General features: G+C 48.5%; 13 protein-coding genes. 3 read left to right on the top strand and 10 right to left on the bottom strand.

Annotated elements, in window-relative coordinates; all coding sequences use genetic code 11:
* Nucleotides 1-3: 3 nt before the first annotated feature.
* The 9 genes from MHB80_RS05065 to MHB80_RS05025 form a co-directional block, all read right to left on the bottom strand.
* Nucleotides 4-630, bottom strand: a complete 627-nt coding sequence (locus MHB80_RS05065; protein ID WP_341281155.1) for a type 1 glutamine amidotransferase family protein — start codon at nt 628-630, stop codon at nt 4-6.
* Between the two features lie 114 nt (nt 631-744).
* On the bottom strand, nt 745-1,710 hold the full coding sequence (locus MHB80_RS05060) for a YafY family protein (protein ID WP_341281154.1): 966 nt from the start codon (nt 1,708-1,710) through the stop codon (nt 745-747).
* Nucleotides 1,711-2,134: 424 nt separating this feature from the next.
* A complete protein-coding gene (locus MHB80_RS05055; RefSeq protein WP_341281153.1) occupies nt 2,135-6,154 on the bottom strand; it encodes an S-layer homology domain-containing protein in 4,020 nt (1,339 codons plus the stop codon).
* A gap of 144 nt (nt 6,155-6,298) precedes the next feature.
* Nucleotides 6,299-10,831: an S-layer homology domain-containing protein gene (locus tag MHB80_RS05050; RefSeq protein ID WP_341281152.1), complete on the bottom strand. Its 4,533-nt coding sequence runs from the start codon at nt 10,829-10,831 to the stop codon at nt 6,299-6,301.
* A 230-nt stretch (nt 10,832-11,061) separates the two neighbouring features.
* Nucleotides 11,062-14,115 carry an ATP-binding protein gene (locus MHB80_RS05045; RefSeq protein ID WP_341281151.1) on the bottom strand — a complete coding sequence of 1,018 codons (3,054 nt, stop codon included), beginning with the start codon at nt 14,113-14,115 and terminating at the stop codon, nt 11,062-11,064.
* Nucleotides 14,115-15,260, bottom strand: a complete 1,146-nt coding sequence (locus tag MHB80_RS05040) for a response regulator (RefSeq protein ID WP_341281150.1) — start codon at nt 15,258-15,260, stop codon at nt 14,115-14,117. The genes MHB80_RS05045 and MHB80_RS05040 overlap by 1 nt, the downstream gene beginning before the upstream one ends.
* A 36-nt stretch (nt 15,261-15,296) precedes the next feature.
* Nucleotides 15,297-15,866, bottom strand: coding sequence for a hypothetical protein (locus tag MHB80_RS05035; RefSeq protein ID WP_341281149.1), 570 nt, complete (start codon nt 15,864-15,866; stop codon nt 15,297-15,299).
* A 200-nt stretch (nt 15,867-16,066) separates the two neighbouring features.
* The gene (locus MHB80_RS05030; protein WP_341281148.1) at nt 16,067-16,645 is read right to left on the bottom strand and encodes a DUF4256 domain-containing protein; all 579 of its coding nucleotides are present in this window, start codon (nt 16,643-16,645) and stop codon (nt 16,067-16,069) included.
* Between the two features lie 87 nt (nt 16,646-16,732).
* On the bottom strand, nt 16,733-17,440 hold the full coding sequence (locus MHB80_RS05025) for a DNA alkylation repair protein (protein ID WP_341281147.1): 708 nt from the start codon (nt 17,438-17,440) through the stop codon (nt 16,733-16,735).
* A gap of 225 nt (nt 17,441-17,665) precedes the next feature.
* Between MHB80_RS05025 and MHB80_RS05020 the strand changes: the two genes are divergently transcribed.
* Nucleotides 17,666-18,274: a transglutaminase-like domain-containing protein gene (locus MHB80_RS05020; RefSeq protein WP_341281146.1), complete on the top strand. Its 609-nt coding sequence runs from the start codon at nt 17,666-17,668 to the stop codon at nt 18,272-18,274.
* 185 nt (nt 18,275-18,459) lie between these two features.
* On the opposite strand, the gene MHB80_RS05015 is transcribed toward MHB80_RS05020, so the two are convergent.
* Nucleotides 18,460-22,836 (bottom strand): S-layer homology domain-containing protein, encoded by a 4,377-nt coding sequence (locus MHB80_RS05015; RefSeq protein WP_341281145.1) that lies wholly within the window; start codon nt 22,834-22,836, stop codon nt 18,460-18,462.
* Nucleotides 22,837-23,330: 494 nt separating this feature from the next.
* Here MHB80_RS05015 and MHB80_RS05010 point away from each other — a divergent pair, with 494 nt between their 5' ends.
* Nucleotides 23,331-25,469: an ATP-binding protein gene (locus MHB80_RS05010; protein WP_341281144.1), complete on the top strand. Its 2,139-nt coding sequence runs from the start codon at nt 23,331-23,333 to the stop codon at nt 25,467-25,469.
* Nucleotides 25,470-25,488: 19 nt separating this feature from the next.
* Nucleotides 25,489-26,181, top strand: coding sequence for a response regulator transcription factor (locus MHB80_RS05005; RefSeq protein ID WP_341281143.1), 693 nt, complete (start codon nt 25,489-25,491; stop codon nt 26,179-26,181).
* The last annotated feature ends 367 nt before the right edge of the window (nt 26,182-26,548 follow it).

Raw genomic sequence — 26,548 nt, 5'->3', positions numbered from 1 at the left:
TCATCACTCAATGGCATTCATTAATTCATAGAAATACTTGGATTCCTGCGTCTTATTCAGACTATACCAGGCATCTAATGTTTCTGGTGAAAACACATCTAGCTCCCTCAAGACATGTACAGAAAACTCCAATGGCGCTATACCAGATGCAGTAATTAGTTTTCCATCCGTTACAGCTGGCTCCATTTTGTAATATTTTTCTCCCGTATAAGTGGAACAGACCATTTTAAGGTATTCCAAATCATTGCTTGTATGCTGGCGCGAGTTCAGCAAGCCAGATTGGGCAAGTCCCATTGTCGCACCACAAATCGCTGCAATCCATATCTCTTCCTTTAAACACCTCTCTGCCATTTTTAAAATGGGTTGGTGAATGGTTTCCGTCCAGGTATTTCCGCCGGGTAAAATCAATGTATCTTTGCTTTCGATGCTGCATTCATCCAGTCTGATATCCGGCAGTATTTTCAGTCCACCCATTGTCGTTACAGGCGTCTTTTCATTGCTCACGGTAACGATTTTGGCTGGGAACAGCCCCTTTTTAAAATATCTTCCCGAGTTCAGCTCGGCAGTTAAGTAGCCGATTTCCCAGTCTGACATCGTGTCAAACACATAAAGATAGACCGTATTCGTCATTTGCAAGCTCCCCTTATTTTACAAGTCATCAAAGGATACCAACCATCCTTGCATCGGCAATCCATGATTATCTTCATTATAAAATAGCTTCACTGACATCTACTGTCAGTGAAGCTATGAAAGCCGATAATATTCCATTAACTCCGATGCAACAGCAACTAATTTTTCCTTCATGCTCCACGGTTCGATGACTTGAATAGATTTCGCATAGGGAAGCAGAAAATAAGGAACATGTGTAAGCATAGAGGCTTCCTCCAGTAAAAAAACGGCTTGATTGGCTGTCCGCTCTTTCAGATGATGCCCCAAAAACCAATGCAAGCATAAGTCATCCAATGCCTCTGATCTGCCTTCGATCATTAAAGAAATTAACCCAGCCTTTCCCACTAAATCAGGCAATAGATTTTGCATAAAAAATTCACGGGCCGAAAAAGCTTCAGGACGCTTAAAGAGCATTGGAGTCCGCTTGATTTGTACAATCCGTTCTGCCCGAAAACTGCGGATCTCCTTCCTAAGGTGACAAAATCCAACTGTATACCATTTATTGTTCCAGTTAACCATTCCATAGGGGTCGATCACCCGGTTCTTGGGTTGTTCTTCATGGCTTGTCCGGTAATCCATTTCTACAGAAAATTCGTTTGCTACAGCCTGCTCCAATTCCGCCAATACCGGCTGAACAGAAGGGTAGCCACTGCGGTTTATCACTTCAAAACCAGCTAAATGACGGCTAAGCACGTTTTCCTGCTCCTGATTCGAATACATTTTCAATTTGGATGTGGCACTGTCTAATGCCTCACTCAAAGGGTATCCGGCCTCTTTTGCAAAAGCAGCAGCGTGAAGGAGTGCCTTCTTCTCTTCCATATCAAATAGCAGAGGGGATCTGATAAAATGATTCAGCAAGCGATACCCACCATTATGGCCTGTATCGGAGATAATTGGCACCCCACTGGCACATAGTGCATCTATATACCGATAAACCGTCCTTATATTTATTTCCAGCTTTTCAGCTATTTGTTTTGCAGTCATTTTCATGCCCGAATTCAGCATCCAGAGAATCGCCAGCATATTATCATTTTTTGGCATCGTGTACACCCTCAGCTTCTATATAAAACGTAGTATTGGATAGCCGTCAAATTAACGGCGAATATCGCCATAGCACCTTGCATTTGCAGCCCTAACAGACCCGAGGACGAGGCTATGTGATAGCCATGACGGTGTTTTAGTTCACTGTTCTTTGCTTCAATTTTATAACGTTCTTTCGTCTTGGCTTTAACATTGTTTTGGCGTGGCATAATATCCTTAGGCACTATAAGGTCGTACAGTGCCGTGTAAGGGCTGAATGCAAATGTAATTTGAGGCTGTAACAATGAGCTTCCCGTCTTTCACTGTAATCATTTAATTATACAGCAAAGAAGGTACTGCTTCCTATTGAGGAACAGTACCTTCTTCAGTTAGGAGACTTTTTCAGTGGTCTCGTGTAATAAAGAAATCATCTCTGACGTGCTGCTTAAATCAGGTCTGAAATTTGCAAAAGTCTTTGAATAAGGGTTGCAACCTCAGCTCGGGTAATAGACGCCTTCGGTGCAAGCATCGTGGCGTTTCGTCCAGATACTAGGCCAGCCTGCAAGCTGTCTGCAACGCTGCCGTATGCCCAACCGGATACGGTTGACGCATCTTCAAACGGACGAAGTGTTACCTCTTCTGATTGAACGGACAGCTTAGTCGTCAGTCCGGTAATCGTCATCGCTCTGGAGAGAATCGTCATCGCTTGTTCTCTAGTAATCTTGTCGTTCGGTCGGAACGTTCCGTCCTCAAACCCGCTAATCAGTTGATACGCCAATGCCGTGCTGATCGCACTGTTGTACCAGTCCGATGTCTTCACGTCAGCGAAAGCCGTTGACGCGTTTTGCGGTTTCAACCCCAATCCGCGTACAAGAATGGCTGCAAACTCAGCTCGGGTAATATCGCGATCAGGACTGAACAGTCCGCCGCCCGTACCCTCAATGACCATCCGCGATCCCATATCGTTAACGGCATCCTTCGCCCAGTGTTCCGCGACATCAGAGAATTCGAGCGGATGCCAGACGACCGTGTACGTACTATTGGTTAAACTGTTGATCTGAGCGTAAAACTTGCCATCAATCGATACGATTTTAGTCGGTACGTGCCGCACTGTTCCGTCCGCATCAACGACGATCCCCGTTGTAATTCGGTTAGGATCAATGCCATCCGGCAAAGCCACTATGCGTTCAACATAGATGTTGAATGTCGTGACTTCCACTGTTTTCCCGCCATAGGTACCCGTAACCGTGAAGTCCAGCGCGGGCACGACAACGGAGAACTCGCCCTTCGCCGCCGCATTCTCGAGCACCTTCCCCATCGTGTCCGGCGTTTGCGCAACCATAATTTTTAATTGGATGTCCTCCAGCTTCACGTTTGTGCCGAGCTTCCCTGCTAATTCGTCAATGTTGATTTCCTTGGCCGGCAACGTATAGGTTCCCCTGTTCGTCTGCAGAGTGAGCGTCGCTGAGAGGTCCTCCATATTTTTAACCATCTGACCGTTCAGTTCACCAACAATGACATTTGACGCAGACTTAACCGGAATGGTGACGACTGCATTGACGCCCTCCGCATCCAGCTTTGTCTGCAGCTTTACCGGATCGATGGCGACTGTCGTTATCTTGACGCCACCCGAATCAGTCGTTGTCGCTTTTCCTGCATTTTCAATCTTGCCGTTAACCAGTACATCTACCGACTCTTCGTTCGAACTGGCCGTTCCACTCGATGCTCCGTTCGTAGGTTGAGGAGGCGATTGCTCGGCAATCACTATCGCCGCCGTTTGACCAAACTTCAAGACTTGACCTTGCGCGTCTACCTCGGCTACACCAATCTTGTCCCCGTTCGCCGCAGGGATCATGCGGTCGCCTGGTACGGTCAGGTATCCCGTAAGCGTGTCGCCAACATTCGGTACGTTTACAGTGCCGTTACCGAAGTTGAAGTAGACCCGCCTGTAATCACCGTCGGCGGCAGGCGTTACCGTAATCTGAGTTTTGCCGTCGTTCGCCGCGCCAGCCGGATCACTTGCTATCACCGTCAAGCCTCCAGCCGGAACGGAAGCATTCGTCGTGAAGCTCAGCGTTGTAGACGGTCCAGCAGGAACGGAGCCGCTGGCCGCCACCCGCACTTGAACCGTGTGTTCACCGCTCAACTGCGGCATATTGGTTCCGTCGTATCGGACGAAAGCTCCGCTGTCAACCGAGAATTCCATTGTCGTGTCCAGACCAATAATCACATTGTTCACATCGTCGGCACTCACATTCGGTGCCGCTGGAATGGTTGCATCCGATTCATGGATGGTAACTTGAGCGGGAATGGAAGCAAACGCAGATTCCGATGCGATTACTCGCACGTAGTAGATGCCCGGTTCCAGCCCGGCAACCGACGTCCCGGTTATATTCGTCCATATTTCCGTATTTCCTTTTTTGAAGTCCATCGTAACATTCACATTGAGAATCGAACCGTCATTAGCTCCGTTATAAGTGGTATCCGTCACGGTTATATCGACTGGAGCTGACGGACGGACTGGCAGACTCAGCGTCTGCGCCGCGCTGTCGGTCTTTGTCGTGCCATTGCCCTTCTTCACGACGTTCACGGTTGTGCCCAACCAATTGCCGTCGATCGCCACCTTACCATTGCCGTCCACCGTCACCGCTGTTCCGTTAATGGTGTAGGCACCAGCTGACTCCAGTCCCGTCAACTGCTCAGCCGCATAGTCGATTCCTGCCGACGGTGTCGCTTCCTGCGTCGCAATGAATGCCGCGATTGTCACCGTCTGCGCAACAGACGCAAATGCCGATGACGTCGCTTTGACGCGCACGGAGTACGTATCCGGTGCCAGTCCTGTTACACTCGTGCCGGTTACATCCGTCCAGCTGCTAGCCGCCCCCTTCTTGTACTCCATCGCCGCCGTCACGTTCGTCAGCGTGCCGTTGTTCCCGCTTATGGACGTCTCGTCCGTTTTTTCAGCGGTCGGTGTCGACGGGCGAGCCGGCAGACTCAGCGTCTGCGCCGCGCTGTCGGTCTTTGTCGTGCCATTGCCCTTCTTCACGACGTTCACGGTTGTGCCCAACCAATTGCCGTCGATCGCCACCTTACCATTGCCGTCCACCGTCACCGCTGTTCCGTTAATGGTGTAGGCACCAGCTGACTCCAGTCCCGTCAACTGCTCAGCCGCATAGTCGATTCCTGCCGACGGTGTCGCTTCCTGCGTCGCAATGAATGCCGCGATTGTCACCGTCTGCGCAACAGACGCAAATGCCGATGACGTCGCTTTGACGCGCACGGAGTACGTATCCGGTGCCAGTCCTGTTACACTCGTGCCGGTTACATCCGTCCAGCTGCTAGCCGCCCCCTTCTTGTACTCCATCGCCGCCGTCACGTTCGTCAGCGTGCCGTTGTTCCCGCTTATGGACGTCTCGTCCGTTTTTTCAGCGGTCGGTGTCGACGGGCGAGCCGGCAGGCTTAGCGTCTGTGCCGCGCTGTCGGTCTTTGTCGTGCCATTGCCCTTCTTCACGACGTTCACGGTTGTGCCCAACCAATTGCCGTCGATCGCCACCTTACCATTGCCGTCCACCGTCACCGCTGTTCCGTTAATGGTGTAGGCGCCAGCTGACTCTAGTCCCGTCAGCTGCTCAGCCGTGTAGTCGATTCCCGCCGACGGTGTCGCTTCCGGTGACATCGGAGCGGTTACCGTAACGGAGTTAGAATCCTCGGAACTGGAGCTCTTTGCCGCTATATTCGCCGCTTGAACCGAGAACGTGTAGTCTCCTGCGGGTAGACCTGTCACCGTAATCGGACTGGTAGTGCCCGACGCAGTAATGTTGCCCGGTGAGGAAGTAACCGTGTAGCTCTTAATCGCGGCACCACCGTTGCTTGCTGGAGGATTAAAGGATACCCTCGCCTGATTAACGCCACCTACAGCACTAACGTTCAACGGAGCGCTAGGTGCTGACAGGTTGTAGAGGCTGAATTCATATACTCTAAAATAGTTATCGTAATTAGAGGTAATAACAAGCTTGACATATCTCGCAGTAACTGGGGATGAAAAAGCCTTCATGCCCGAGTTATAATACGAGGTTGGAGTCATCGTATCCGCAGCATTCGGGTCGTTGATCTTAGAAAAGTTTACGCCATTCGAACTGACTTGCAATTCGATACCCGAAATGTACCAACCACGATACATTTCCCATGCATTAAAGTTCGTCTGTGTACCTAAATCGATCGTTATATAGCCCCCTGTGGTTGTATTGTTTTGAGACCAGAACGTAGTATTATTGCCATCTACTGCGTTACTTCCCACGTAAGTATTAAAAGTGCCACTTACCGTCACCGACTTGTTCAATGCCAAGTTCGTCGCGGTTTCTGCATGAATCTTTTGCAAATTCACAAAGAACGAAGCGTTAAATATGAGTAAAAATGCCAAAGTTGTTGAGATGAATCTTTTGAGCTTAGTATTTAGTGAGTTCATTTCAGTATCCCCCTAGTTGTTCTGATGCACACTATCGTGCGTGCCAATATAACGAGAACGATAGTAGGAGGCCACTCATGTATAGAGTGACCGGCCTCTCATACCATCGTACTTAGTTGCAGAACTTTATGAGCGTTAAAAGGCTTAAATCAGATCCGATTTTTGCAATAATCGCTGTATGATGGTCGCAACCTCGGCTCTTGTCATATTCCCCTTCGGTGCCAGTAAATCACCGCTTCGGCCGAATACAACGCCTGCTTGCACATTGTCCGCAACGCCGATTTGTGCCCATGCAGCTACTTCCGCTGCATCAGCGTACGGATGAAGGGCAGCCTCTGCCGATTGCTCATATAGCTTCGCCTTCAGACCGGTTATCGCCATCGCTTTGGATAGAATAACCATTGCTTGCTCTCTTGTAATTTTGTTGTTCGGACGGAATGTGCCATCCTCGAAGCCATTGATAAGCTGTAAGGAATAAGCTGTATTGACCGCTCGGTTAAACCAATCGGTTGCTTTAACATCCGAGAACGGCGTTGCTCCATTCTCGAGTTTGAGACCTAATCCGCGAACGATAATTGCTGCAAATTCAGCACGAGTGATTTCCAGGTCAGGGCTGAACAGCCCGTTGCCTGTTCCCTCGACGACCATGCGCGATCCCATATCGTTAACGGCATCCTTCGCCCAGTGTTCCGCGACATCAGAGAATTCGAGCGGATGCCATACAACCGTATAATCGCTGTTCGTCAAGCTGTTGATTTGTGCCACATACTTTCCGTTAATTAGACGGATTTTAGTTGGCACATGACGTACGGAGCCATCTGCCTCAACGACAACTCCTGTCGTAATCTTGGCCGGGTCCACTCCATCCGGAAGCACCATCGACCTTTCCACATATGCATCAAAATTCGTTACTTCGATAATCTTATCTCCGTATACTGCTCTCACCATAAAGCTCAGCGGCTGACCAACAAGCGTAAACTGGCCTTTGACTGCTGCGTTCTCCACAATCTCCAACGTATTTGTTGTCAGATGGGCAATTTCAATTTTCACTTTAATATCTTGCAAGGCGATGGATTCACCTACCTGCTCGGATATGGCAGCAATATTCATTTGTCCTGCCGGAAGCGTGTAGGTCGCATTTTCGGTTTTGAATACGAGGACGGCCTGCTTGTCCTCCATGTTTCTCACCATTTGACCGTTCAGCTCTCCGACGAAAATGTCAGAATTTTGTTCAATTGGAATCGTGACTACCGCTTGAAGCCCTTCCGCAGCGAGTCTCTCATCCAGTTTTTTCTGATCCACAAAGACCGTTATTTCGGTTTGATTGTTTCGTCTTCCAACCGTTGCGTTACCCGCATTCTCAACTTTTCCGTTAACCAGAATATTCACACCGTTGTTCGGAGTGTTCGGCGTATTCGGAGTGCCCGATGTCGATGGAGCGGAAGGCTGGGATGGCGTATTGGATGCTGCCGGAATGACTGCATTCGATTCCGCAGAAGCAGAGCCTCTACCCGTTGCATTAATTGCTTTTACCGTAAAGGTGTAGCTTGTTCCATTCGTCAGGCCTGTGAGCGTAATTGGACTTACTCCTCCAATTATGCTGATATTTCCTGGTGATGCTGTCACCTCATAGCCTGTAATCGCACTTCCACCATTATCCGTTGGAGGCGTAAACGTTACGACAGCTTGCCCGTTGCCCGCCACTGCGGACACGTTCGTTGGCGCTTCAGGAATTGTGGATGAGGTCGCACTTGTGAGATTCGATGCCCCGCTCAAGCCTCCCACGTTTTCTGATTTTACGACGAAGTAATAGGTCGTGCCATTGATCAGGTTTTGTACGTTGAAAGTAGGTGATGTGACAATCGCCACCTCAACGAGGTTATTTGGGTCAGCATCCGTTGCCATATAAATACGGTATTGCAAGGCATCCGATACTGTACCCCAGTTCAGCGTAACTTGACGGTCGCCGCCATCAGCCACAAGATTTTGTGGATTTTCAGGAGCATTCGGCAAGTTTACAACTTGCGTAACGACAAAGGAGACGGATGTCATATGATCTGCAGATAAGGTCACCGTTACCGTATAGGTGCCTGCTGGCAAATCGTCTTTTGTATGAATATTAAAATCGGTTGACGCGCTGTTCATTAGAATGGAATCTGGCTGGGTTATTGCAAAATCGTTAGCGTTTGCGCCACTAAGCGCTGCCGACAGGTTCGACAGGGTGCCCGTTCCCGAATTTGCGACCAGAATGATTTTTGTTTGTTGAGTGCCTGCTTCGTATCCCTGCACAAGTGCCGTTAACGACTGATCCGTAATTGCACCGATAGAATAGGAAGCTGCTGCCGTGACCGTAATCGTCGAGGTACCTTTTTTGCTGCCATCCACCGTCGACGTTGCCGTAATTGTGTAGGTACTTAACGGTGCATCCGCTGCGACCGTGACATTTCCCGTGCTATCTACTTCCACCTTGTTGTTCACATCATCGCTTGTCCAGGTGACTGTCGTCGCTGCTCCTCCCACTGTATCTACTGATGCTGTGAGCTGTTTGCTTCCTCCACGCTCGACGCTCGCACTACCCGGATTCACGCTGACGCTGTTGATAGCTGGCGCGGCCGTGACCGTAATCGTCGAGGTGCCTTTTTTGCTGCCATCCACCGTCGACGTTGCCGTGATCGTATAGGTGCCCGGCGTTGCATCGGACGCTACCGTCACATTCCCCGCGCTGTCTACTTCCACCTTGTTGTTCACGTCATCGCTTATCCAAGTGACCGTCGTCGCTGCTCCGCCTACTGCGTCTACCAATACTGAAAGCTGCTCGCTTCCTCCTTGCACGACGCTTGCAGTGCTTGGACTCACGCTTACGCTGTTAACTGCTGGTGCCGCCGTGACGGTAATCGTCGAGGTGCCTTTTTTACTGTTATCTACCGTCGACGTTGCCGTAATCGTGTAATTACCCGGCGTTGCATTCGCTGTTACGGTTACTTTCCCCGTGCTGTTCACCGCAACCTTGCTCGAGTTGCTGCTCGTCCAAGTCACCGTCGTCGCCGCTCCTCCTACTGCATCCACTGTAGCGGTGAGCTGCTCGCTTCCCCCTTGCATGATGCTTGCCGTGCCTGGGTTCACGCTTACGCTGTTAATAGCTGGCGCTTCTGTGACGGTAATCTTCGAGGTGTCTTTTTTACTGCTATCTACCGTAGACGTTGCCGTTATCGTGTAATCGCCTAGCGCGGCATCTGCTGCTACGGTTACATTCCCCGAGCTGTTCACCGCGACCTTGCCCGCGTCGCTGCTCGTCCAAGTCACCGTCGTCGCTGCTCCTCCTGCTGCATCCACCGTAGCGGTGAGCTGTCTGCTTCCTCCTTGTGCAACGCTTGCAGTGTCTGGACTCACTGTTACGCTATTAATTGTCGGCGGCACAGGCGGCACATGACTGGATGTCCGAATTTGAGTAGTCGTTCCATTGGTCTCCTGCCATCCGACATATAAAACATTGTTTAACGCTGCTGCCGCAGGAAATTGTGCGGCTCTCGAGGCGTTTACGTTCAAGCCCTGGACTGCGTTTCCATCTACGCTCGTCCAACTCGTACCGTCATATTTTTTAACCCGGATTTGAAAAGCCGTTCCATTGTACTCCTGCCACACTGCATATAAAGCGTTATCGAGTGCCGCTAACTTAGCATAATTTGCTCTGAAATTAATATCCTTGTTTATACCATACATCCCGTTGCCGTCTGCACTCGTCCAAGTGCTGCCGTCGTATTTCTTGACTCGAATTTGATTATCATTCGTTCCGACTATTTCGTCCCACGACAAATATAGGCTGTTGTTGAATACAGCAAATGAGAGGTTGGATGCGGTTTTTGCCGCATTTATATTCAAACCGCTCGTACCTCCGCCGTCAATGGACGTCCAATTCGTCCCATCATATTTTTTGGCACGAACTTGAACAGCGCTTCCGTTGGTTTCACTCCACGCCAAATATAAAAAACCATTGTATTCCGCCATTTTAGGGAGACCCGCTCCCAGTGACGTATTTGCGTTCAAACCGTTCACACCGCCGCCGTCAACGCTTGTCCAAGCCGTGCCGTTATACCTTTTGACCCGGATTTGATTCGCGTTGCTGCTGTTAACCTCATTCCAAGCCGCATACAGATTATTGTCATATACAGACAACTCAGGGTATGATACTCCTCTTGAGGCATTAATGTTTAGCCCATCTGGGCCGCCATCAACGCTCGTCCAACTCGTGCCATCATATTTCTTGACCTTTACTTGATTAATGGTGGTGGCTGAGTTTCTTTCAACCCATATAACATATAATTCATCGTCAAAAACAGCCATAGCAGGGGTATCCGTCGCTTTTCCAGAATCTACATTCACTCCACTTGCCCCATTACCGTCTACGCTCGTCCAGCTCGTGCCGTTATATTTCTTAACACGTATTTGGGTCGCCGTTGCATTCGGTTCCTGCCATGCTGCATATACTTCGTTTCTGAATACAGCTAATGCCACGTTGCTGCCATCTTTTGCAGCGTTTACGTTTATGCCATTAATACCTCCGCCATCCACTGATGTCCAGCCGGTTGCCGCCCAAGCCGTACCTCCGCTTGATAGAAGCGATATCAAAAGCATAACGGCAAGTACAAGATGTACCGTTTTTCGGATTATATTGTTCATTCTTCGCTTACTCTTTATTGGAACCAAACTACATCTTCCTCTCCGCATTATCATTCTGTCGCATAGTCCATATGATCTAGCTCAGCATACAGGAAGGCACCTTAAAAAAACCTTAAAAATCGACAATTTTCTACAAGAAAAACAGGCCCCATCGTAAACGATGAGAACCTGTAATGAATGCCTATATGGAGGCCTATTTTGAAGCTCTGTCGCGTTCAGCCTACAGCCTGTTAAACTCGCGAGGCAGGGATGCGTATAGTGACTTTCGTACCAAGCCCTAGCTCGCTCTCCAGCTCCAGCGAAATTCCATATTCGTATTTCAAGCGCTTGTTAATATTACGCAGGCCGACCCCCTGCGGCTCAGCTGTATCATTCCGTTCAAGCAGCGTCTCCAATCGCTCAGATGCGATTCCGACTCCATTGTCGGCTACGACAATTCGCCAGCCCCCATCCAGCTCTTCCACCGTCATTGTGACCATGCCGCCTTCCATGCGATCACCGATGCCGTGACGAATTGCATTTTCTACAAGCGGCTGCAATATAAGCGGCGGCATTCGCAAGCTATATGCAGACTCCTCGATCGTATATTCGAAGCGAATTCGATCCTTGAAGCGGGCCTGCTCAATCTCCACGTACGTACGGATAAGACTAAGCTCTTCTGCAAACCCTATGCGCTCCTCCGTATTGCTGAACCGAAAGCTTCCTCGCAGGTAATCGGCCAGATCGACAATCATCTTCCGACCGCGCTCTACATCCTTATAGCTTAATGCCACAATACTATTCAGCACGTTATACAAAAAATGAGGCTTGATCTGCGATTGTAAAAACGCCACCTCCAAGTGGACAGCACGGCCAAGCGATTCCTTCATGGCGAGCAGGCTGCCGATTCTTGCCTTTAGCTCATTAAGATCGAACGGCTTTGGCAAGTAATCGTTCGCCCCTGCTTGGAAGGCCGCCACCTTATCCTGCGGCTGATAAGCTGCCGTAACCATCAGAACGGGCAGCTCCAGCAGCGAATATTGCCTTCGAATTTCCTGGCATACTTCATAGCCCGACATGCCTGGCATCATTAAATCGAGGATAACGAGATCGATTCTGCCCGATTGATCCAGCTGCTCCAGCGCCTCGTACCCATTCTTGACTGCAATGACATGATAGTCGAGAACTTGAAGGACGTCTATTAAAACCTTCAGGTTCACATACTGATCGTCGACGATTAGAACCGTATGCTTTCCGCTTGGATTCGAATAATATGGCGTTTGGAAGGAATAATCAGGTTCCTTGAGCATCGCCTGAGCATTTGAATAGGATGAAGACCATGATGCTTCTCCCCGTTCTTCGGCAATCGGAAGCGTGAATGTAAAGGTCGATCCGACTCCCGGCGTGGATACAACCGCAATCGTTCCCTTTTGCAGCTCGACCAGTTGCTTGGCAATGGGCAGCCCTAATCCAAAGCCGCGATGCTGTGCTCCCTCAAGTGATTTGAATGGTTCAAAAATATAGGGAAGATCTTGCGGCTCAATGCCTTCTCCTGTATCCTGCACCGAAATTTCGATTTCTCTGCCCTGCTCTCTTCCGGTAATGATGATCTCCCCGTTGTTCGTATGCTTAATCGCATTATCCAGTAAATTTCCGATAATCTGACTCAAGCGGATTTCATCGGCAAGAGCAGAGGACAGCTCTGCAGGCACCTGGTTCACAAGCCGAATCTGGTTTTCCATGCACAGATAGGAATAAAAGCGCACCTGCACCTCCGCTACCGAACGAACATCGATCGGAACCGGAACCATCCTCAATTCTCCCTGCTTCAGCTTGGATAAGTCCAGGATGTCATAAACGAGCTGCGAAAGCTTTCTTGTAATGTCGGTAAGCAGTTGGAGCTTTTCCCGCTGCTCCGCAGTTGGGGGCTGCGCCGTATCGCTTAACATCGATTGGGATATATTTAGCACGCCGTGAAGAGGCGTCTTGAATTCATGCGAGGTTCGGGCGAGAAAATCATCCTTTTGCTTGTCCGCTTGCAGCAATTTCCCGGACAGCTCCTCAATTTTTTGGAAAGCGTTCGAGAAACGAAGCGACATCAGCAAGGCAAGCATTAGCAAAACAAGAAATGGTTCAATCGGTGGAAGCGTATAGATCGGCACACCGAAATAGACGTTCATATTCTGGTTTAACACTAGCGCATTCAATGCCATTGCGGCCACAGCTAAAAACCCGCTGCCCGCTACTTTATGCAAAGCCGTATATACGAATACATATGTGGCGTACAGCAGCGAGATCGTAACATATAGCGACGTCACTTGGCGAAAAGGGCCTGTTGAAAGCTGGGAGGCAAAGCCCATATTCAGCATGACAAGTATCGCTCCAGAGGCTAGCCCTCCTCGCGTAAGCCATTTAAAGCAGTAGGGCCGAAAAGCAGTATAAACATAAAGAAAAAATCCTAAACCAACGCCCACTGTAGAGACCATCTGGATACGAAAATACAGCCAGAATGGAAAGGGGCCGACCGCATTAAATAGCACTCTTTCGCCGCTTACGCTTGTAAATACAGCAATACATAAGCAAACGAAGCCAAACACCACCAATGAAAAATCATTTCGGCGTTGCGAGAATAGCCCGATAAAATATAACCCCATGATCAGAAATGCGGTTAACGCGATCCAATCATGAGCGGTCGCCTGATCGCGAATGCCGGACATTTGCTCAGCCTTGCCTAAGAGAAGGGATTCACCGATCCCGCTGCCAACACGAAATTCATAGTTGGCTACTTGAACCAGAATCTCATTCCAGCCTGGCTGCAATGTAAAATAGCTTACATATGGTTTATTAAGTGCTTTGTAATGCTCTTGCTCAGCCGGATTCCCGCTTGATCCGACAATTTCCCCGTTAACAATGAGCCGATTAGAAATTAGGATCGACGCTGTTTTCAAGCCGTAGATTGCACCCGTATCACCCATCTGAAGCTGCAAGCGATAGGTCGCCATGCCAAGGGTATCCATCTGCTTTGACCATAATCCGGGAACCTGAATGAGCGCAGGTGACATGACCCCCGCAGCGTCAGAGGAGAGAGCGGGCAGCTGGGTGAGCAATTGGTTTGGATAAAATGTCCACTGACCATCCAGCCGAACCGCCCCTTCCTCCTCGAACCTCCACGCCGTTAAGTCCATGACCCCATTCACTGCTGTCGGCATAGGCTTCAGCTGGATCGTTGAATAAGTCAACAGCATGACGTAGGTTGCAATCAATAAGGATAAGGTTATGAGAGCCGCCGCCATTTTTTTTCTCATCAGCCTTGCCGCTCTGTCTGGTCTGTCGTTTCTTCTATTAGCCGCAAGGTCTCTGCCTCTAGCTCAGCTCCCAAATGCAGGCGGACTGCTTGCTGCAGCTGTAGACAAACACGGTACGCCTCATTGCGATTGCCCATCTTCAAGTGCAGCTTAATTAACTCTCTTCCGTCCAGCTCCGAATCCGGGGCTAGCGACAATAGCTTTTGCAGGCTGTCTATTGCAAGTGAAAGCTTTCCCTGACCTTGAAAATGGGAGTGCCCTTTGCGAAGCAAGTGAACGTACGAGGCTTTCAGCTCCAGCTGTCTAGCAGTGGCCCAATTGAAATCGCAGGCTTCCATATATTCACCTTTGTACAGCTCGTTTATTTTATGATAGGATCTTTCATCCAGCTCCACCATCGCCAACGTACTGCTGAGCAGCTGCTCAAATACAATAACGTCGACCGTCACTCCGTCCAAGGAAGCGCCAAAGCCTTGATCTGCTTTTGTAATATGTATCGGAATGTGATGCTCCGCCAGACTTTTCCTTAAATAAGACAGGCATGTATACAAATACGTCTTCGCCTTGCTCAAATCATAGCCCGGCCATAATGCCTCAATAATGGAGGCGGTTCCAACAGGCCTCCCGGCATAATGGATGAGAAACGCGCAAAGCTCCTTTTCCTTCTTCGTTTTCCATGTCAGTCCCTTGTTTGTGTTATCAGGCAATACAAGCTGGAAGCCTCCCAAGCATTGAACAGCAGGTCCGGCCCCCGCTCTCTGACGTGAAAGAATAGCGGACTCGGCTAGGGTCTGCTTGATGCGCGACACCGTGCTCTGCAATCTGTCTATTGTAAATGGCTTCAGCAGGTAGTCAATCGACTGAATTTCAAACGCTTCGACCGCATATTCGGCAAAAGCCGTTGTGAATACGATCGGCATTTGCGGGAACATGCTTCTGATGATTCTAGCAGCCTCCGTGCCCTTCATTCCCGGCATTTGGTTGTCTAGAAACACGGCATCTGCGGGTGACTGACCTAAAGCCTCAATCGCTTGAATCGGATTCATATATCTTCCTACTACTTGAACATCGTCCATTTGCCCTAGCAGTATATCCAATAAATCCAGTGCATCCTCTTCATCGTCAATGAGCATTACACGAACCATTCGTTCTTGTCTCCTTCAACTATTATGCCTGTACCCTCAGAACGTATGAAGCCGCAGCTCATAAAAATACTGCACGCTTGGATGCTTTAGCTTGATTTTTTCACTCAGGTTTACTATTCGTTTTTTTCCGACTCGTCTGTCTACTAAAGCTAAAATATTCAATAGTATATCGCTGCTCTCCATACTTTCCTCTATAGGGGAGGATAAAAAATGATTCGCTACAACGACAAAATTGGATTTGCTTAATGCTGACTGTGCCGACATAAGCTCCTTGGCATGCTCGGATATTTTTCTGCCTCGGGCGATGACTGCCAGTCGATCCTCTGGAACTAACCCCTTGGTCTCTATTCTGACTGCTTCCATTTCAGCAGGGCTGATCGGAATCTGGATACTTGAATCATTTTTAATTTCCAGCTCCGTCTTATACCATCTAATGGAGCTCGCAGCATCATTCATATTAAGCACGTTCTTTTTATCTACCGCCAAATAACAAAGCCCTGCTTTATCGGGCAAATAACGATAGCTGGTTGAACGGTATTCGACTCTTCCAATTAACGCAGGACAGAGAAAGCTCTCCAGATTTTGTTTCATTTTACTCCAGGACATGTGCTCCTCCTATGTTTCGTATCTATTAAGTAAGCTTAAACGTCGTTGCTCAAATAAGTCAATTAAGAATATGCATTCCCTCCAGCAAACTTCAAGCATATTTAAAGCATATTTCAAGCAAAAAAACCTCTGCCGCTGTCGGGAGAGGTTCACTTATTCCTTGCCTTTTGATGAAAAACGACTGGCCTTCATTTGAAAGGCTACACCCTTAGCCAGCCCCGGAACCCTCTAGCACCATAATAGGATTCTGCTCCATTATGATACATGAAGACCATGTTATAGCGACGATCACAAAAAACAGCACCGCCGAGCTCTCTAATATTAGCGGGTGTTTTCACCCAGCTGGACGTTTTCAAATCGAATTTCCCAAGCTCCTGAAGCTCCCGATATTGCTCTTCTGTCAAAAGCTCAATACCCATGGACTCCGCCATTTCTACCGCACTATTTTGCGGCTTATGCTCTTTCCGTGACTCTAGCGCCTCACGGTCGTAGCAAATGCTTCTGCGCCCTTTAGGACTTTCCGCCGAGCAATCCATAAAAATAAACTCGCCCGTCTCATTGTCATAACCAACGACATCCGGTTCACCGCCAGTTCGTTCCATTTCATGAAGCGACCATAGCTTTCCGGCTTGAGCTTCAAGCTTCGCTTGGACGCTCGTCCATTCAAGACCTTGATGCCGATCTGTATTTTTATCGAAACGGGCTTTCAAGGCTTTAAGCAATTCCTCCTGCTGTTCTGCTGACAGCTCCTTTGAAGCACTGTTTGGACTCGTTGTCATCTTTATTTCTCCCTTCTATATTATAATGCCGCCCTACATGATTCAGCCTGACCAAGGCTGCACGGTCCTCTTCAACAAGAGCCAGTGTCAGCATCTTACGTAATTGCGTTTAAAGCCGATTCGGCCTTTATCGACATCCTTCTGAATATTGCCTGCGGCGTCGAGACGCTTGCTCTTGGACTTCGCGTCCGTCACCTCCACCGGCCCGATAGCCGTGGCGGTTTCGACCGCCTTGTCATGCAGCGGCACATAGGATACAGCTGTCGTATAGACGAAATTATTCATCGCGTATTTGGCGCGTTCAGGAGCATCGTGAATCGTATCACGAACCTTATCCAGCATTCCGGACAGCTTGCTCTCGGAAAACTCGCTGTCCTTACGGCTGCCAAGCAGCCAGCAATAGCAGCTCCAGCCTGCCGACATACGCAGCTCCTCGCCGCTTGCCATCCATTTATCAGCCACCTGCTGCGCAATATCTGTTTCCGCTAGCGTTACCGCTACGACGTAATCAGACAGCATGAAGAAATAGGCAGCGTCTATCCAGCGGTCAAAGTCAGCCTCCGACATCGCCTTAGGCTCCGCAATTACGCCGGCAAAATACATCGCGTCGTAATTTCCGGTCGCGTAAAGCTGCTCGGCCAGCGGCTGGTTTTTTTTCGTTTTCCGAGCAATCGGCTTCATCGCGCCTGTCGCCACACCAAACAAGGGCTCATGTGCTCCATTGGATATATATTTTTTTTTGGTGTGCTCCTTGCCAAGCGCTTCAAGCTCCTGCATAACCTCTTCGAACTTCATCAGAATCCCTTCCTTCTCTTGCCATCAACCATCCATATTGTAAAGAGCTTGTCCGATAACTGAAATGAAGCGTTATTCGTACTCCTCTTATTATAGATTTCCCAGAGTGAAAAATCAGCAAACCTTCTACCTAAATATTCGCTTTAGTCCTTCATGAAACATTGAATAAATACTCATTGTAATGCATAATAATAAAATCCAAATAAACATTCGAGGGGAACCAAAATGACATATACATGCGAGTCCAATCACTTAGAAAACTATTTAGAATTATTACCAGAGGTTGATTATGATCATTTTTCAATCAAAGCTTTAGCCGCGGAACTAGATCGCCAATCGTCCAATGAAATGGATTATGTTAAAAATGCTTTTGAATATGTTCGTGACCACATCTCGCATTCATGGGATATCCAAAGCTCTCGCATTACGTGCAAAGCATCTGATGTTCTTTTCTTCAAGGAGGGAATTTGTTATGCAAAATCGAATTTATTATGCGCTTTATTAAGGAGCCGAGGAATACCCGCCGGGTTCTGTTACCAGCGTCTAACCTTGGGAGATACTCCTGATACAGGTCACGTTATCCATGCGCTAAACGCCGTTTACATGAGGTCCATTGGAAAATGGATTCGATTAGATGCACGGGGAAATAAATCGGGGGTAGATGCTCAGTTCTCATTAGAAGAAGAGAAAGTGGCTTTTCCAATACGCGAGGAATACGAAGAACTCAATTATCCTATCATTTATACGAAGCCCCATGTCAAAACAATCAACGCTTTACTTCAACATTCAGATTGCACCGCTATGTATCTCCATGGTTTGCCTTCGAGCTTGTAGTCTTAACTTCTATAAATGCTTTTCCATTAGAATGCAAAATGGCGGTACAGAGATATTTCCTCTGTAGCCGCCATTTTTATAGGCTAAGAATACTATTTTTTACAGATAGCTTATGACACCTTTATATCAAATATTATATCCTCCCATTGGCTTCGCCTTGTCTCAGAACCGATCCAAGAAGTGACCTACTGATTTTGCCGAGCCAGCATGTTGATTAGAACGGTTACTGCCTCCGCTCTCGTCGCATTGCCAGTCGAATGGAACCGGTTATTCCCCATACCTTGAATGATGCCAAGATTCTTTATCGCAACTATCGCGCCTCTCACCCATTCAGGTATATCCTTGTCGTCCGCGAAGCCCGTTGCTCCCAATTCGGTCGAAAGCTTAAGCGCATTGGCAATCATAGCGACCATCTCCGCACGCGTTATTTCTGCGTTCGGTCGGAACGAGCCATCTCCATACCCTTTAATAATACCTTCTTGCATGGCTTGCGCGACGGCTTCCTGTGCCCATGTCCCAATCTTATCCGCATCGGTGAAGTTTAGCTCCACTCCCACTGTCTTTGGCTTCAACGCGTTCATCAGCATGACCACGAATTCAGCGCGGGTCACCGTGTAGTTCGGTTTGAAAGTACCATCCGGGTAACCGTTAATCATTTCACTTTGTACGGCTTGCTTAATGGCCTCCTCTGCCCAGTGCCCACTAATGTCGCTGAAAACAATCGTCGGTTGTGGATTTGTAGAGGGATTCTCTTCAGACCCATTATCAGAAGGATTGCCAGCGGATCCACCGTCAGATGGAGCTGTACTTGGAGGCGTCGATCCGTTACCTCCAGGGGCGGCATTCACGGTTACGGTATATGTCACCTTCGTGATTCCATCCTCTGCGGTAACGATGACTTTCTGACCTGTTGCCAATACGGTAGCCAGGGTATTACCGTCAGAATCGTATACATTGAAAGCTGCCTTCGGTGCTGGCGTAATCGCCGCCTTGAATACGGCTAACGTTGTACCGTATGGAATGCTCGTAATGGTTTCGTTAACCGTACCTCTTGAGCTTACGATCCCTATCAGCGACGTTAGCGTAGCCACATTGCTCTTCGCAACGCTTACCGTAACCGTCCAGTCTTGCGTGCTACCATCCTCCGCAGTCACCGTGTATACGACCGGAGCTGAGAAGTCATTGTTGGTTGTTCCACTTACCTGATCTACCGTGCCGACCTTGGCGGATGCGTCGGCAGACAACGTAAACGTGGCCACCAAGTTGCTCACGTCCGTGCCGTTCGCCACTTCAATTGCAATCGTGTGGGTGGTCGTATTAATCGTTGCGGCTCCTGTCTGCTCTGCCAAGCTGAATGCTGTGATCGCTTTCGCACTGCTTGCCGCAGCCGTCGCAATGCTTACCGTAACCGTCCAGTTCTGCGTGCTTCCGTCAGCCGCCTCTACAATATAGGTCACTGCATTCGTAAAATCATTCGCGGTTGTACCACTCACTTGATTCACCGAACCAACCATTGCCGATGCTCCCGGTGATAACGCGAAGCTTGCCACAAGACCATTCAAATCCGTTCCATGCGCCACTTGAACCGCAATCGTATGGGCTGCGGCATTAATCGTCGCCGCTCCTGTCTGCTCTGCAAGGCTGAATGCCGTGATCGCCTTCGCACTGCTTGCCGCGACAGTCACCGTGACCGTCCAATTCTTGATGCTGCCATCCTCCGCAGTCACGACATAAGTCAACGGGGTCGTAAAATCATTCGTCGTCGTACCACTCATTTGTGTTACATTGCTGACTTTAGCTGCGGCTCCCGCGGATAATGTGAAGCTTGCTTTTAGACCATTCAGACTAGTACCATTCGTCACTTCAATCTCAACCGTTTGCGCGGCAGCACTGATCGTTGCTGCTCTGCTTTGCTCCGCAAAGCTGAACGCTGTAATATCCTTTGCACTGCTCGGCGGCGCAACGGTCACCGTAACGACCCAATTTTGCCTAGTTCCATTTTCCGCCTGCACTACATAAGTAACGGGATTCGTGAAATTGTTAGATGTTATGCCACTTCTTTGAGATACGCCATTAACCCTGGCGCTGGATGATAAAGTTAACGAGAAAGTGGCGACCAAATTAGCCACATTCGTGCCGCTCTTCACTTCAATGTCTACCGTGTGGGCAGCTGCATTAATCGTTGCCGGCTTGGTTTGCGAAGTAAAACTGAACGCCGTAATGTCTTTTGCATTGCTCGCTTCAATGTAGACATTAACGAGCCATTCCTGAGAACTGCCATCTGCCGCTGTTATGATATATGTGACAGGCGTTCTCATATCGTTGGCAGTAGTACCACTTATTTGAACGACACTGCCGATTTTCGCTGTCGCTCCAGAAGACAAGGAGAACGTTGCCTTCAAATTAGACAAGCTAGTCAGGCTCGTTCCGAAGGCGACCTCAACATCTACAGTATAGTCAGTCGTATTAATAACTGCAGCTTTCGTTTGTGTAACCCCAATTACTGAAAATGCCGTGATCTCTTTCTCGCTGCTCTTCGTCACGGTGACTGTCCAATTTTGCGTGCTGCCGTCCTCCGCCTTCACCTCATAGATGACCGCATTTGTAAAGTCATTGGCCGTCGTCCCGCTTACCTGAACAATAGAGCCAACCGAAGCCGTCGCGCCAGCAGATAACGTGAATGCGGCTTTCAAACTAGTCACATCAGTGCCGCCCGCCACCTCTACCACTACTGTCTGGGCAGCCTGATTAATCGTTGCTGCTTCGGTCTGTTCAGCGAAGCTGAAGGCTGTAATATCCTTTTCACTGCTAGCAATGACGGTCACGGTATAGATAACCTTCGTCAAACCATCCGCCGCGGTTACAATGACCTTATTGCCAGAAGCCAGGGTCGTCGCCACAGTCGCTCCGTCTGCATCGTAAATTTCAAAAGTCGCATTAGTTGCTGGTGTGATCTCTTCCTTTAAAACAGCTAATGAGGTTCCGTATGGGATGTTTGTTATCGTTTCGTTTGCCGTTCCGCCCTGGCTGACGACTCCGATACCGGAAGTCAATGTGGCCGCGGAGCTTTGTGCAGCCCATTGTGCATATAAGGTCGTATAAGGCATAATCTGCAAAGAGCCGCTATAGCTATTGCCGTGCCCGTTTGGCTGTGTGTTCCAGCCGCTGAACGTATATCCCGTCCTCGTTAGGTTAATTGGCCCCGCATAAACACTGGCCGTTTCACCCGGAAAATACGAGTTGGCGTCGCTTGGAACAGTCCCCCCGTTGTTTCCGTTCCCGTCATATTGCAGTTGAAACAAAGTATCCTGCAAATAAGGATAGCCGTTATTACGCAGCGGATCTACCGCCCATAGGTTGACAAAATCCCACCCGGCAACAGGTCCTTTCATACTTGAGTCCAGGTAGAGACTGCCGACATTATTCCCCAAGTCCCTGCTGCTCAAATTTCCTACGTCAGCAATTCCGCTCACATTCCCGCTGGCGTAGCTGTTGCTATACGCCCCTGTACTATTGGCGTAATCATACCCTATCAAGCCGCCCACATAATATGATCCGCTTACATTCCCTGTGGCAAAGCTGTCGCTGATGGAGCCGGCTACTTCAAGGTTGCTGACCAAGCCCCCGACATGCTGATCTCCGTATACATCCCCTGTGGAATAGCTCTTGCTGATCGTTCCATAATTGTAGCCTGTTAAACCACCCGTATAGTACGTTCCGTTCACCCGTCCCGTGGCAAAGCTGCTGTCAATTGCTCCAGAATTGCTGCCCACTAATCCGCCTATACTTTGTCCATCCAACATTCCTCCGGTGGCGTAGCCGTAACTAATCGATCCATCATTCTCACCTGCCAAGCCCCCTACTGCATAATCTCCTTTCACGTCCCCCGTCGCGTAGCTATACGTGATTGTTCCCGTATTGCCTCCCGTAAGGCCGCCTGTTCCATACGCTCCAAACACATCCACAACAGCGAAGCTATGGTCAATAATCGCATTCGTATTGAAAAGCGTGACACCATTGTGACCAACTAAACCGCCTGTATGATCGTCTCCATTTACTTGACCTGTTACATAGCTGTTTGTGATCATACCTTTATTAGCGCCAACCAGACCGCCTACCGAATTCAAACCGGTAACATTTACATTTTCCAGCTTTATATTATGAATAACACTCTCTACGCTGGTATTACCGAACAATCCCAGGTTATTACTCTGCTTATCAATAGTCAGCCCAGAAATCACAAATCCGTTGCCGTCGAAATTCCCCCGAAAAGGTGCATTCGATCTATCTCCAATCGGTGTCCAGTTATCCTTATAGCTGCTGGTATTCAAATCAATATTTTTTGTCAGCTTGAAAAAAAGATCCTTATTCAGATAAGAACCCCTGATTTCGTTAAGCTGATCGGCCGTTCCAATAAGATACGGACTGCTCGATGTGCCATTACCAGAAAATTCATTCGCCGCGAAGGCTTTGCCACTTCCGAAGCCCCCTCCAATTATGGCATTCCATAACATGACCGCCGTCACCAGCACGACCAACCATTTCGCTCCCGGTCTACGCATTGCTTTTCTCCCCTCCATTATCCCTTAGACGTTCATAAATAAGCTTATTACAGCCAAATAAAAGAATAATGATAGAATTCGACTCAAAAAAGAAAAAAACGCACAGCACCAAGGCTTTGCGGCTTTTTATAATGATGCAAGAAAATTTATTTCCCTAGTGACTTCGCTGAGCTTTTAAATATTCATCATAATGGCCAGCCTGGGAAACCGCCACCGCCTCCATCAGCAGAGTAGTCACCAAGAATCATTCCATAGGTTACGTTCTGTGCAGGTATTGGGAGTGAACGAATGTAAAGATTATCTATCACTGGACCTCCATCTACTGCTGTCCAACCTGTAACCTCGTAATTTTGATAGAAGATTAGAGGAGGGGTCTTTAATGAAACCTAAAGAAAACTTTAAACTCGCATTTGAGATAAAATAGGCCAATCATGCTATCATTAAAATAATCAACTTATTTATAGCGCATCTTGTAGATTGGGGTCGACTTCATCATGAGGGATTTTCTCCGATTGGGTACTCGTACTATCTTGCTTCATTTAGCTGTTATTTCCGTAGTTGCTGGTTTGGTCGCAAGCTATCTCCTCTCGTCTACACCGGGTTCCCCTCGGATTCAAAGCGAAGAAGGCATTCTAGATTTAACGCAGGATCATGTCAGTCAGAATTTGCTAAAGCTGCAAGGGGAATGGACGTTCTACTGGCAAGAGCTGCTTTCGCCTGAGGAAATACGAAGCCGCATCGAAAAAGGGGGACAGGCTGATCGATACATCAACATCCCCGGATCCTGGCTAGACTACAAGCTCAATGGTCAAGAGCTTCAAGGAGAAGGCTTTGCCACATTTCGACTGGTCATTAAGCTTAGCGAGCAGGATCGGAATGAGCGGCTTGCACTACGGCTGCCTTCTATTTTTCATGCGTATAAATTATGGGTTAATGGTGAGCTGCTAGCAGAAGTCGGTGTGGTTGGTCAGGCCAAAAGTGACATGACACCCCATCTGGCAACGAAGCTGGTGTTCTTCCAGCCCAAAAACGATAAGGTAGAGCTGGTTATGCAAGTATCGAACTTCCATCATAAGCGAGGCGGCATCACCACGTATATAGAGCTGGGCGGCAGTGATGAGTTAACGGTCAGGACAAAGCTGAAGGTTGCCACAGATATGTTCATAACGGCAGGCCTGCTGGTGATTGGCTTGTATAATCTGCTGTTGTTCGTGCTGCGACGCAAGGATAGGGCTCCGTTGTACTTTGGTCTGTTCACCGTGTTGTTCGGCATCCGCTCTTTGCTCAACGGCGAGATTATGATTACACAATTGCTTCCTCATTTTCCCTGGGAATTGCAGTTCAAGATTGAGTATTTAATTCTTTGCATCAGTGGTTATATCATCACCATGTATTTTGAATGCATTTTCCCGAATTATGTGTCGCGATGGTTTCGTCTTTGCACCCATATCGCAACTGGCGCGCTCTGCCTAATTGTTGTGATGACCCCTGCGCTAATCTATTCCAAATTGTTACTGGTGATTGGTGTAATCGTTGTACTGCAGATGGCGTATTTGATGATCGGGCTTGCCTACGCGGCTTTGCGGCGTATGGAGGGAGCGCTGATCTTCCTGCTCGTGTCGGTGGTTACTCTCGTTACGGTTATCAACGATTTTTTATATTACAGCGAATGGTCACCCATCGGAAATACATCTCCGTTTGGTCTGTTGGTATTTACGATCGCACAGATGATTCTGCTTTCTTCAAGATTTACGAGGGCGGCAACGAACGAAGAGAGGATAGCACGCGAGCTGCTGGGAGCGAATAACAAGCTGTCTGAAATGAATACCAATTTGGAGCGGATCGTGATGGAGCGCACACATGAGTTATCCGCAGCTCACGAAAATCTCCGCACGTCATATGAGCGGTTACTCCACTCTGAGCAAGGGAGGAAGAAGCTGCTTGCCTACATTACACATGATTTGCGCATGCCGCTGTCCAGCATGCTTGGTTATGTCGAGGCTGTGAAGGACATGGTTAAGCCGGAGCGCAATGAACAGTACCTGAAGTATATTCAGGACAACACGATTAGGATTAATCGCATGATCGAGGAGTTGTCCTTCTTGTCACATCTGGAGACGGGGCAAATAGCGTATCGAATGGAACCGGTTCATGCGATTCACTTCTTGCGTGGTTTTTTTGAACAGTATGAGCTGGTTGTGCGTGACGCAGGGCTGGATTTCATACTGGATATCGGAAATATAGAAGACCAACGACCCGACATGCCTGTTGTTGAGATGGATGCACAAAGATTAGAGCAGGCTTTGTTTAATCTAGTGTCGAACGCGATGAAGTTCACCACTAGCGGCGGGGTGGTGCGTCTTGCACTTGCCTTGGACGAGCTGAAGGATAACCGCTGTGCGATTATTAGCGTACAAGACTCTGGTACGGGTATTCCTCCGGAGCAGCTTGAGCAAATCTTCAATCGCAATTACAGATATGATCGATCAGGCATGGAAAATGGCATAGAGGGAAGCGGCCTCGGGCTGGCGATTTGCAGGGAAATCGTACAAGCGCATGGCGGGGCGGTTCGAGCGGAGAGCGATGGCAAGACGGGGTCGATATTCTATGTATCGCTGCCTCTGTATTTTTGAGAAGCAGGAAGGTGATGGCATGAAGGATACGTACAAAATTATGATCGTCGATGATGATCCCCATATTTGCGAAATAGTTCAGGTGTATTGTGAGAGAGAGGGCTTCACATCCGCCTACAGTCATAACGGGACAGAAGCTATGGAGCTGCTTGCGTCTTTCGAGCCGGATTTGATTGTACTGGATGTACTACTAGCTAATGAAAATGGCATTGATTGGTGCAGAAACGCCCGTAGCTACACGGATGCACCGATCGTATTTCTGAGCAGTCGTGAGGAAGACGAGGTGAAAATCAGCGCATTATCCGATGGGGGCGACGATTATGTGACCAAGCCGTTTAGCCCAGGCGTACTCATGGCCAAAATCAAGGCTCACCTTCGCAGAGTATCGAAGGGCAGAAGGGAACAACAGCTGGAGCTACCGGGTTTGACGCTCGATTTCTACGCACAGTCCGTCAACCTGGGTAGTGAACCCATCTTTTTATCAAAAAAAGAGTTCAATCTACTGTCCTATATGGCACAAAACGTGAATCGTGTCGTCAGTGCCGATGCATTGTTTCAGCTCATCTGGGGAATGGAGAGCCTGGAGGATACGAGAACGGTCGCTGTACACATCAGTAATTTACGCAAAAAAATCGAGGCTGATCCTGTCAATCCTGAGAGAATCATTACAATTCGCGGGGCCGGATATATGCTGGTTGCCAGTAAGCGTTAACATAGGGATAAGGTTGGTCGTGTACACGACTAATATCGTCTGGCGCAAAGCTATAACCTTTCAGCTCCTCACGACATTTTTTTGAATGCGGGAGCATATAACTGATCCTCTTTTTCCCAAGTCCATCTATGCTTATGAACCCGATATATCCTTATCACATACTGCACATGTGCGGAATGAGCAGAGTCAACACAAATAATCATCACATTCTAGGGACGCCTAAATCCAGTTACGGATCTGAACTAAAAATTGTGCAATCCACACGGGGCAGTGAAACTGTTCATTTCAAATTCTAAAAATAAGACGCTCAGGGCGGCATCTCCCGAGCGTCTTTTAAATATCGGCTACGCCGGATTATCTTCGTTTC

This window comes from Paenibacillus sp. FSL H8-0537, from assembly GCF_038051995.1.
GTDB lineage: Bacteria > Bacillota > Bacilli > Paenibacillales > Paenibacillaceae > Pristimantibacillus.
The sequence above is the reverse complement of the archived record's forward strand: the minus strand, read 5'-3'. Positions and strand labels throughout refer to the sequence as shown.

Bases quoted from the DNA above. Each gene is read 5' to 3' on its own strand.
- MHB80_RS05010 (WP_341281144.1), top strand. From the start codon at position 23,331: ATGAGGGATTTTCTCCGATTGGGTACTCGTACTATCTTGCTTCATTTA.
- MHB80_RS05030 (WP_341281148.1), bottom strand. From the start codon at position 16,645: ATGACAACGAGTCCAAACAGTGCTTCAAAGGAGCTGTCAGCAGAACAG.
- MHB80_RS05035 (WP_341281149.1), bottom strand. From the start codon at position 15,866: ATGTCCTGGAGTAAAATGAAACAAAATCTGGAGAGCTTTCTCTGTCCT.
- MHB80_RS05020 (WP_341281146.1), top strand. From the start codon at position 17,666: ATGACATATACATGCGAGTCCAATCACTTAGAAAACTATTTAGAATTA.
- MHB80_RS05015 (WP_341281145.1), bottom strand. From the start codon at position 22,836: ATGCGTAGACCGGGAGCGAAATGGTTGGTCGTGCTGGTGACGGCGGTC.
- MHB80_RS05045 (WP_341281151.1), bottom strand. From the start codon at position 14,115: ATGAGAAAAAAAATGGCGGCGGCTCTCATAACCTTATCCTTATTGATT.
- MHB80_RS05055 (WP_341281153.1), bottom strand. From the start codon at position 6,154: ATGAACTCACTAAATACTAAGCTCAAAAGATTCATCTCAACAACTTTG.
- MHB80_RS05040 (WP_341281150.1), bottom strand. From the start codon at position 15,260: ATGGTTCGTGTAATGCTCATTGACGATGAAGAGGATGCACTGGATTTA.
- MHB80_RS05050 (WP_341281152.1), bottom strand. From the start codon at position 10,831: ATGAACAATATAATCCGAAAAACGGTACATCTTGTACTTGCCGTTATG.
- MHB80_RS05025 (WP_341281147.1), bottom strand. From the start codon at position 17,440: ATGAAGTTCGAAGAGGTTATGCAGGAGCTTGAAGCGCTTGGCAAGGAG.
- MHB80_RS05060 (WP_341281154.1), bottom strand. From the start codon at position 1,710: ATGCCAAAAAATGATAATATGCTGGCGATTCTCTGGATGCTGAATTCG.
- MHB80_RS05065 (WP_341281155.1), bottom strand. From the start codon at position 630: ATGACGAATACGGTCTATCTTTATGTGTTTGACACGATGTCAGACTGG.
- MHB80_RS05005 (WP_341281143.1), top strand. From the start codon at position 25,489: ATGAAGGATACGTACAAAATTATGATCGTCGATGATGATCCCCATATT.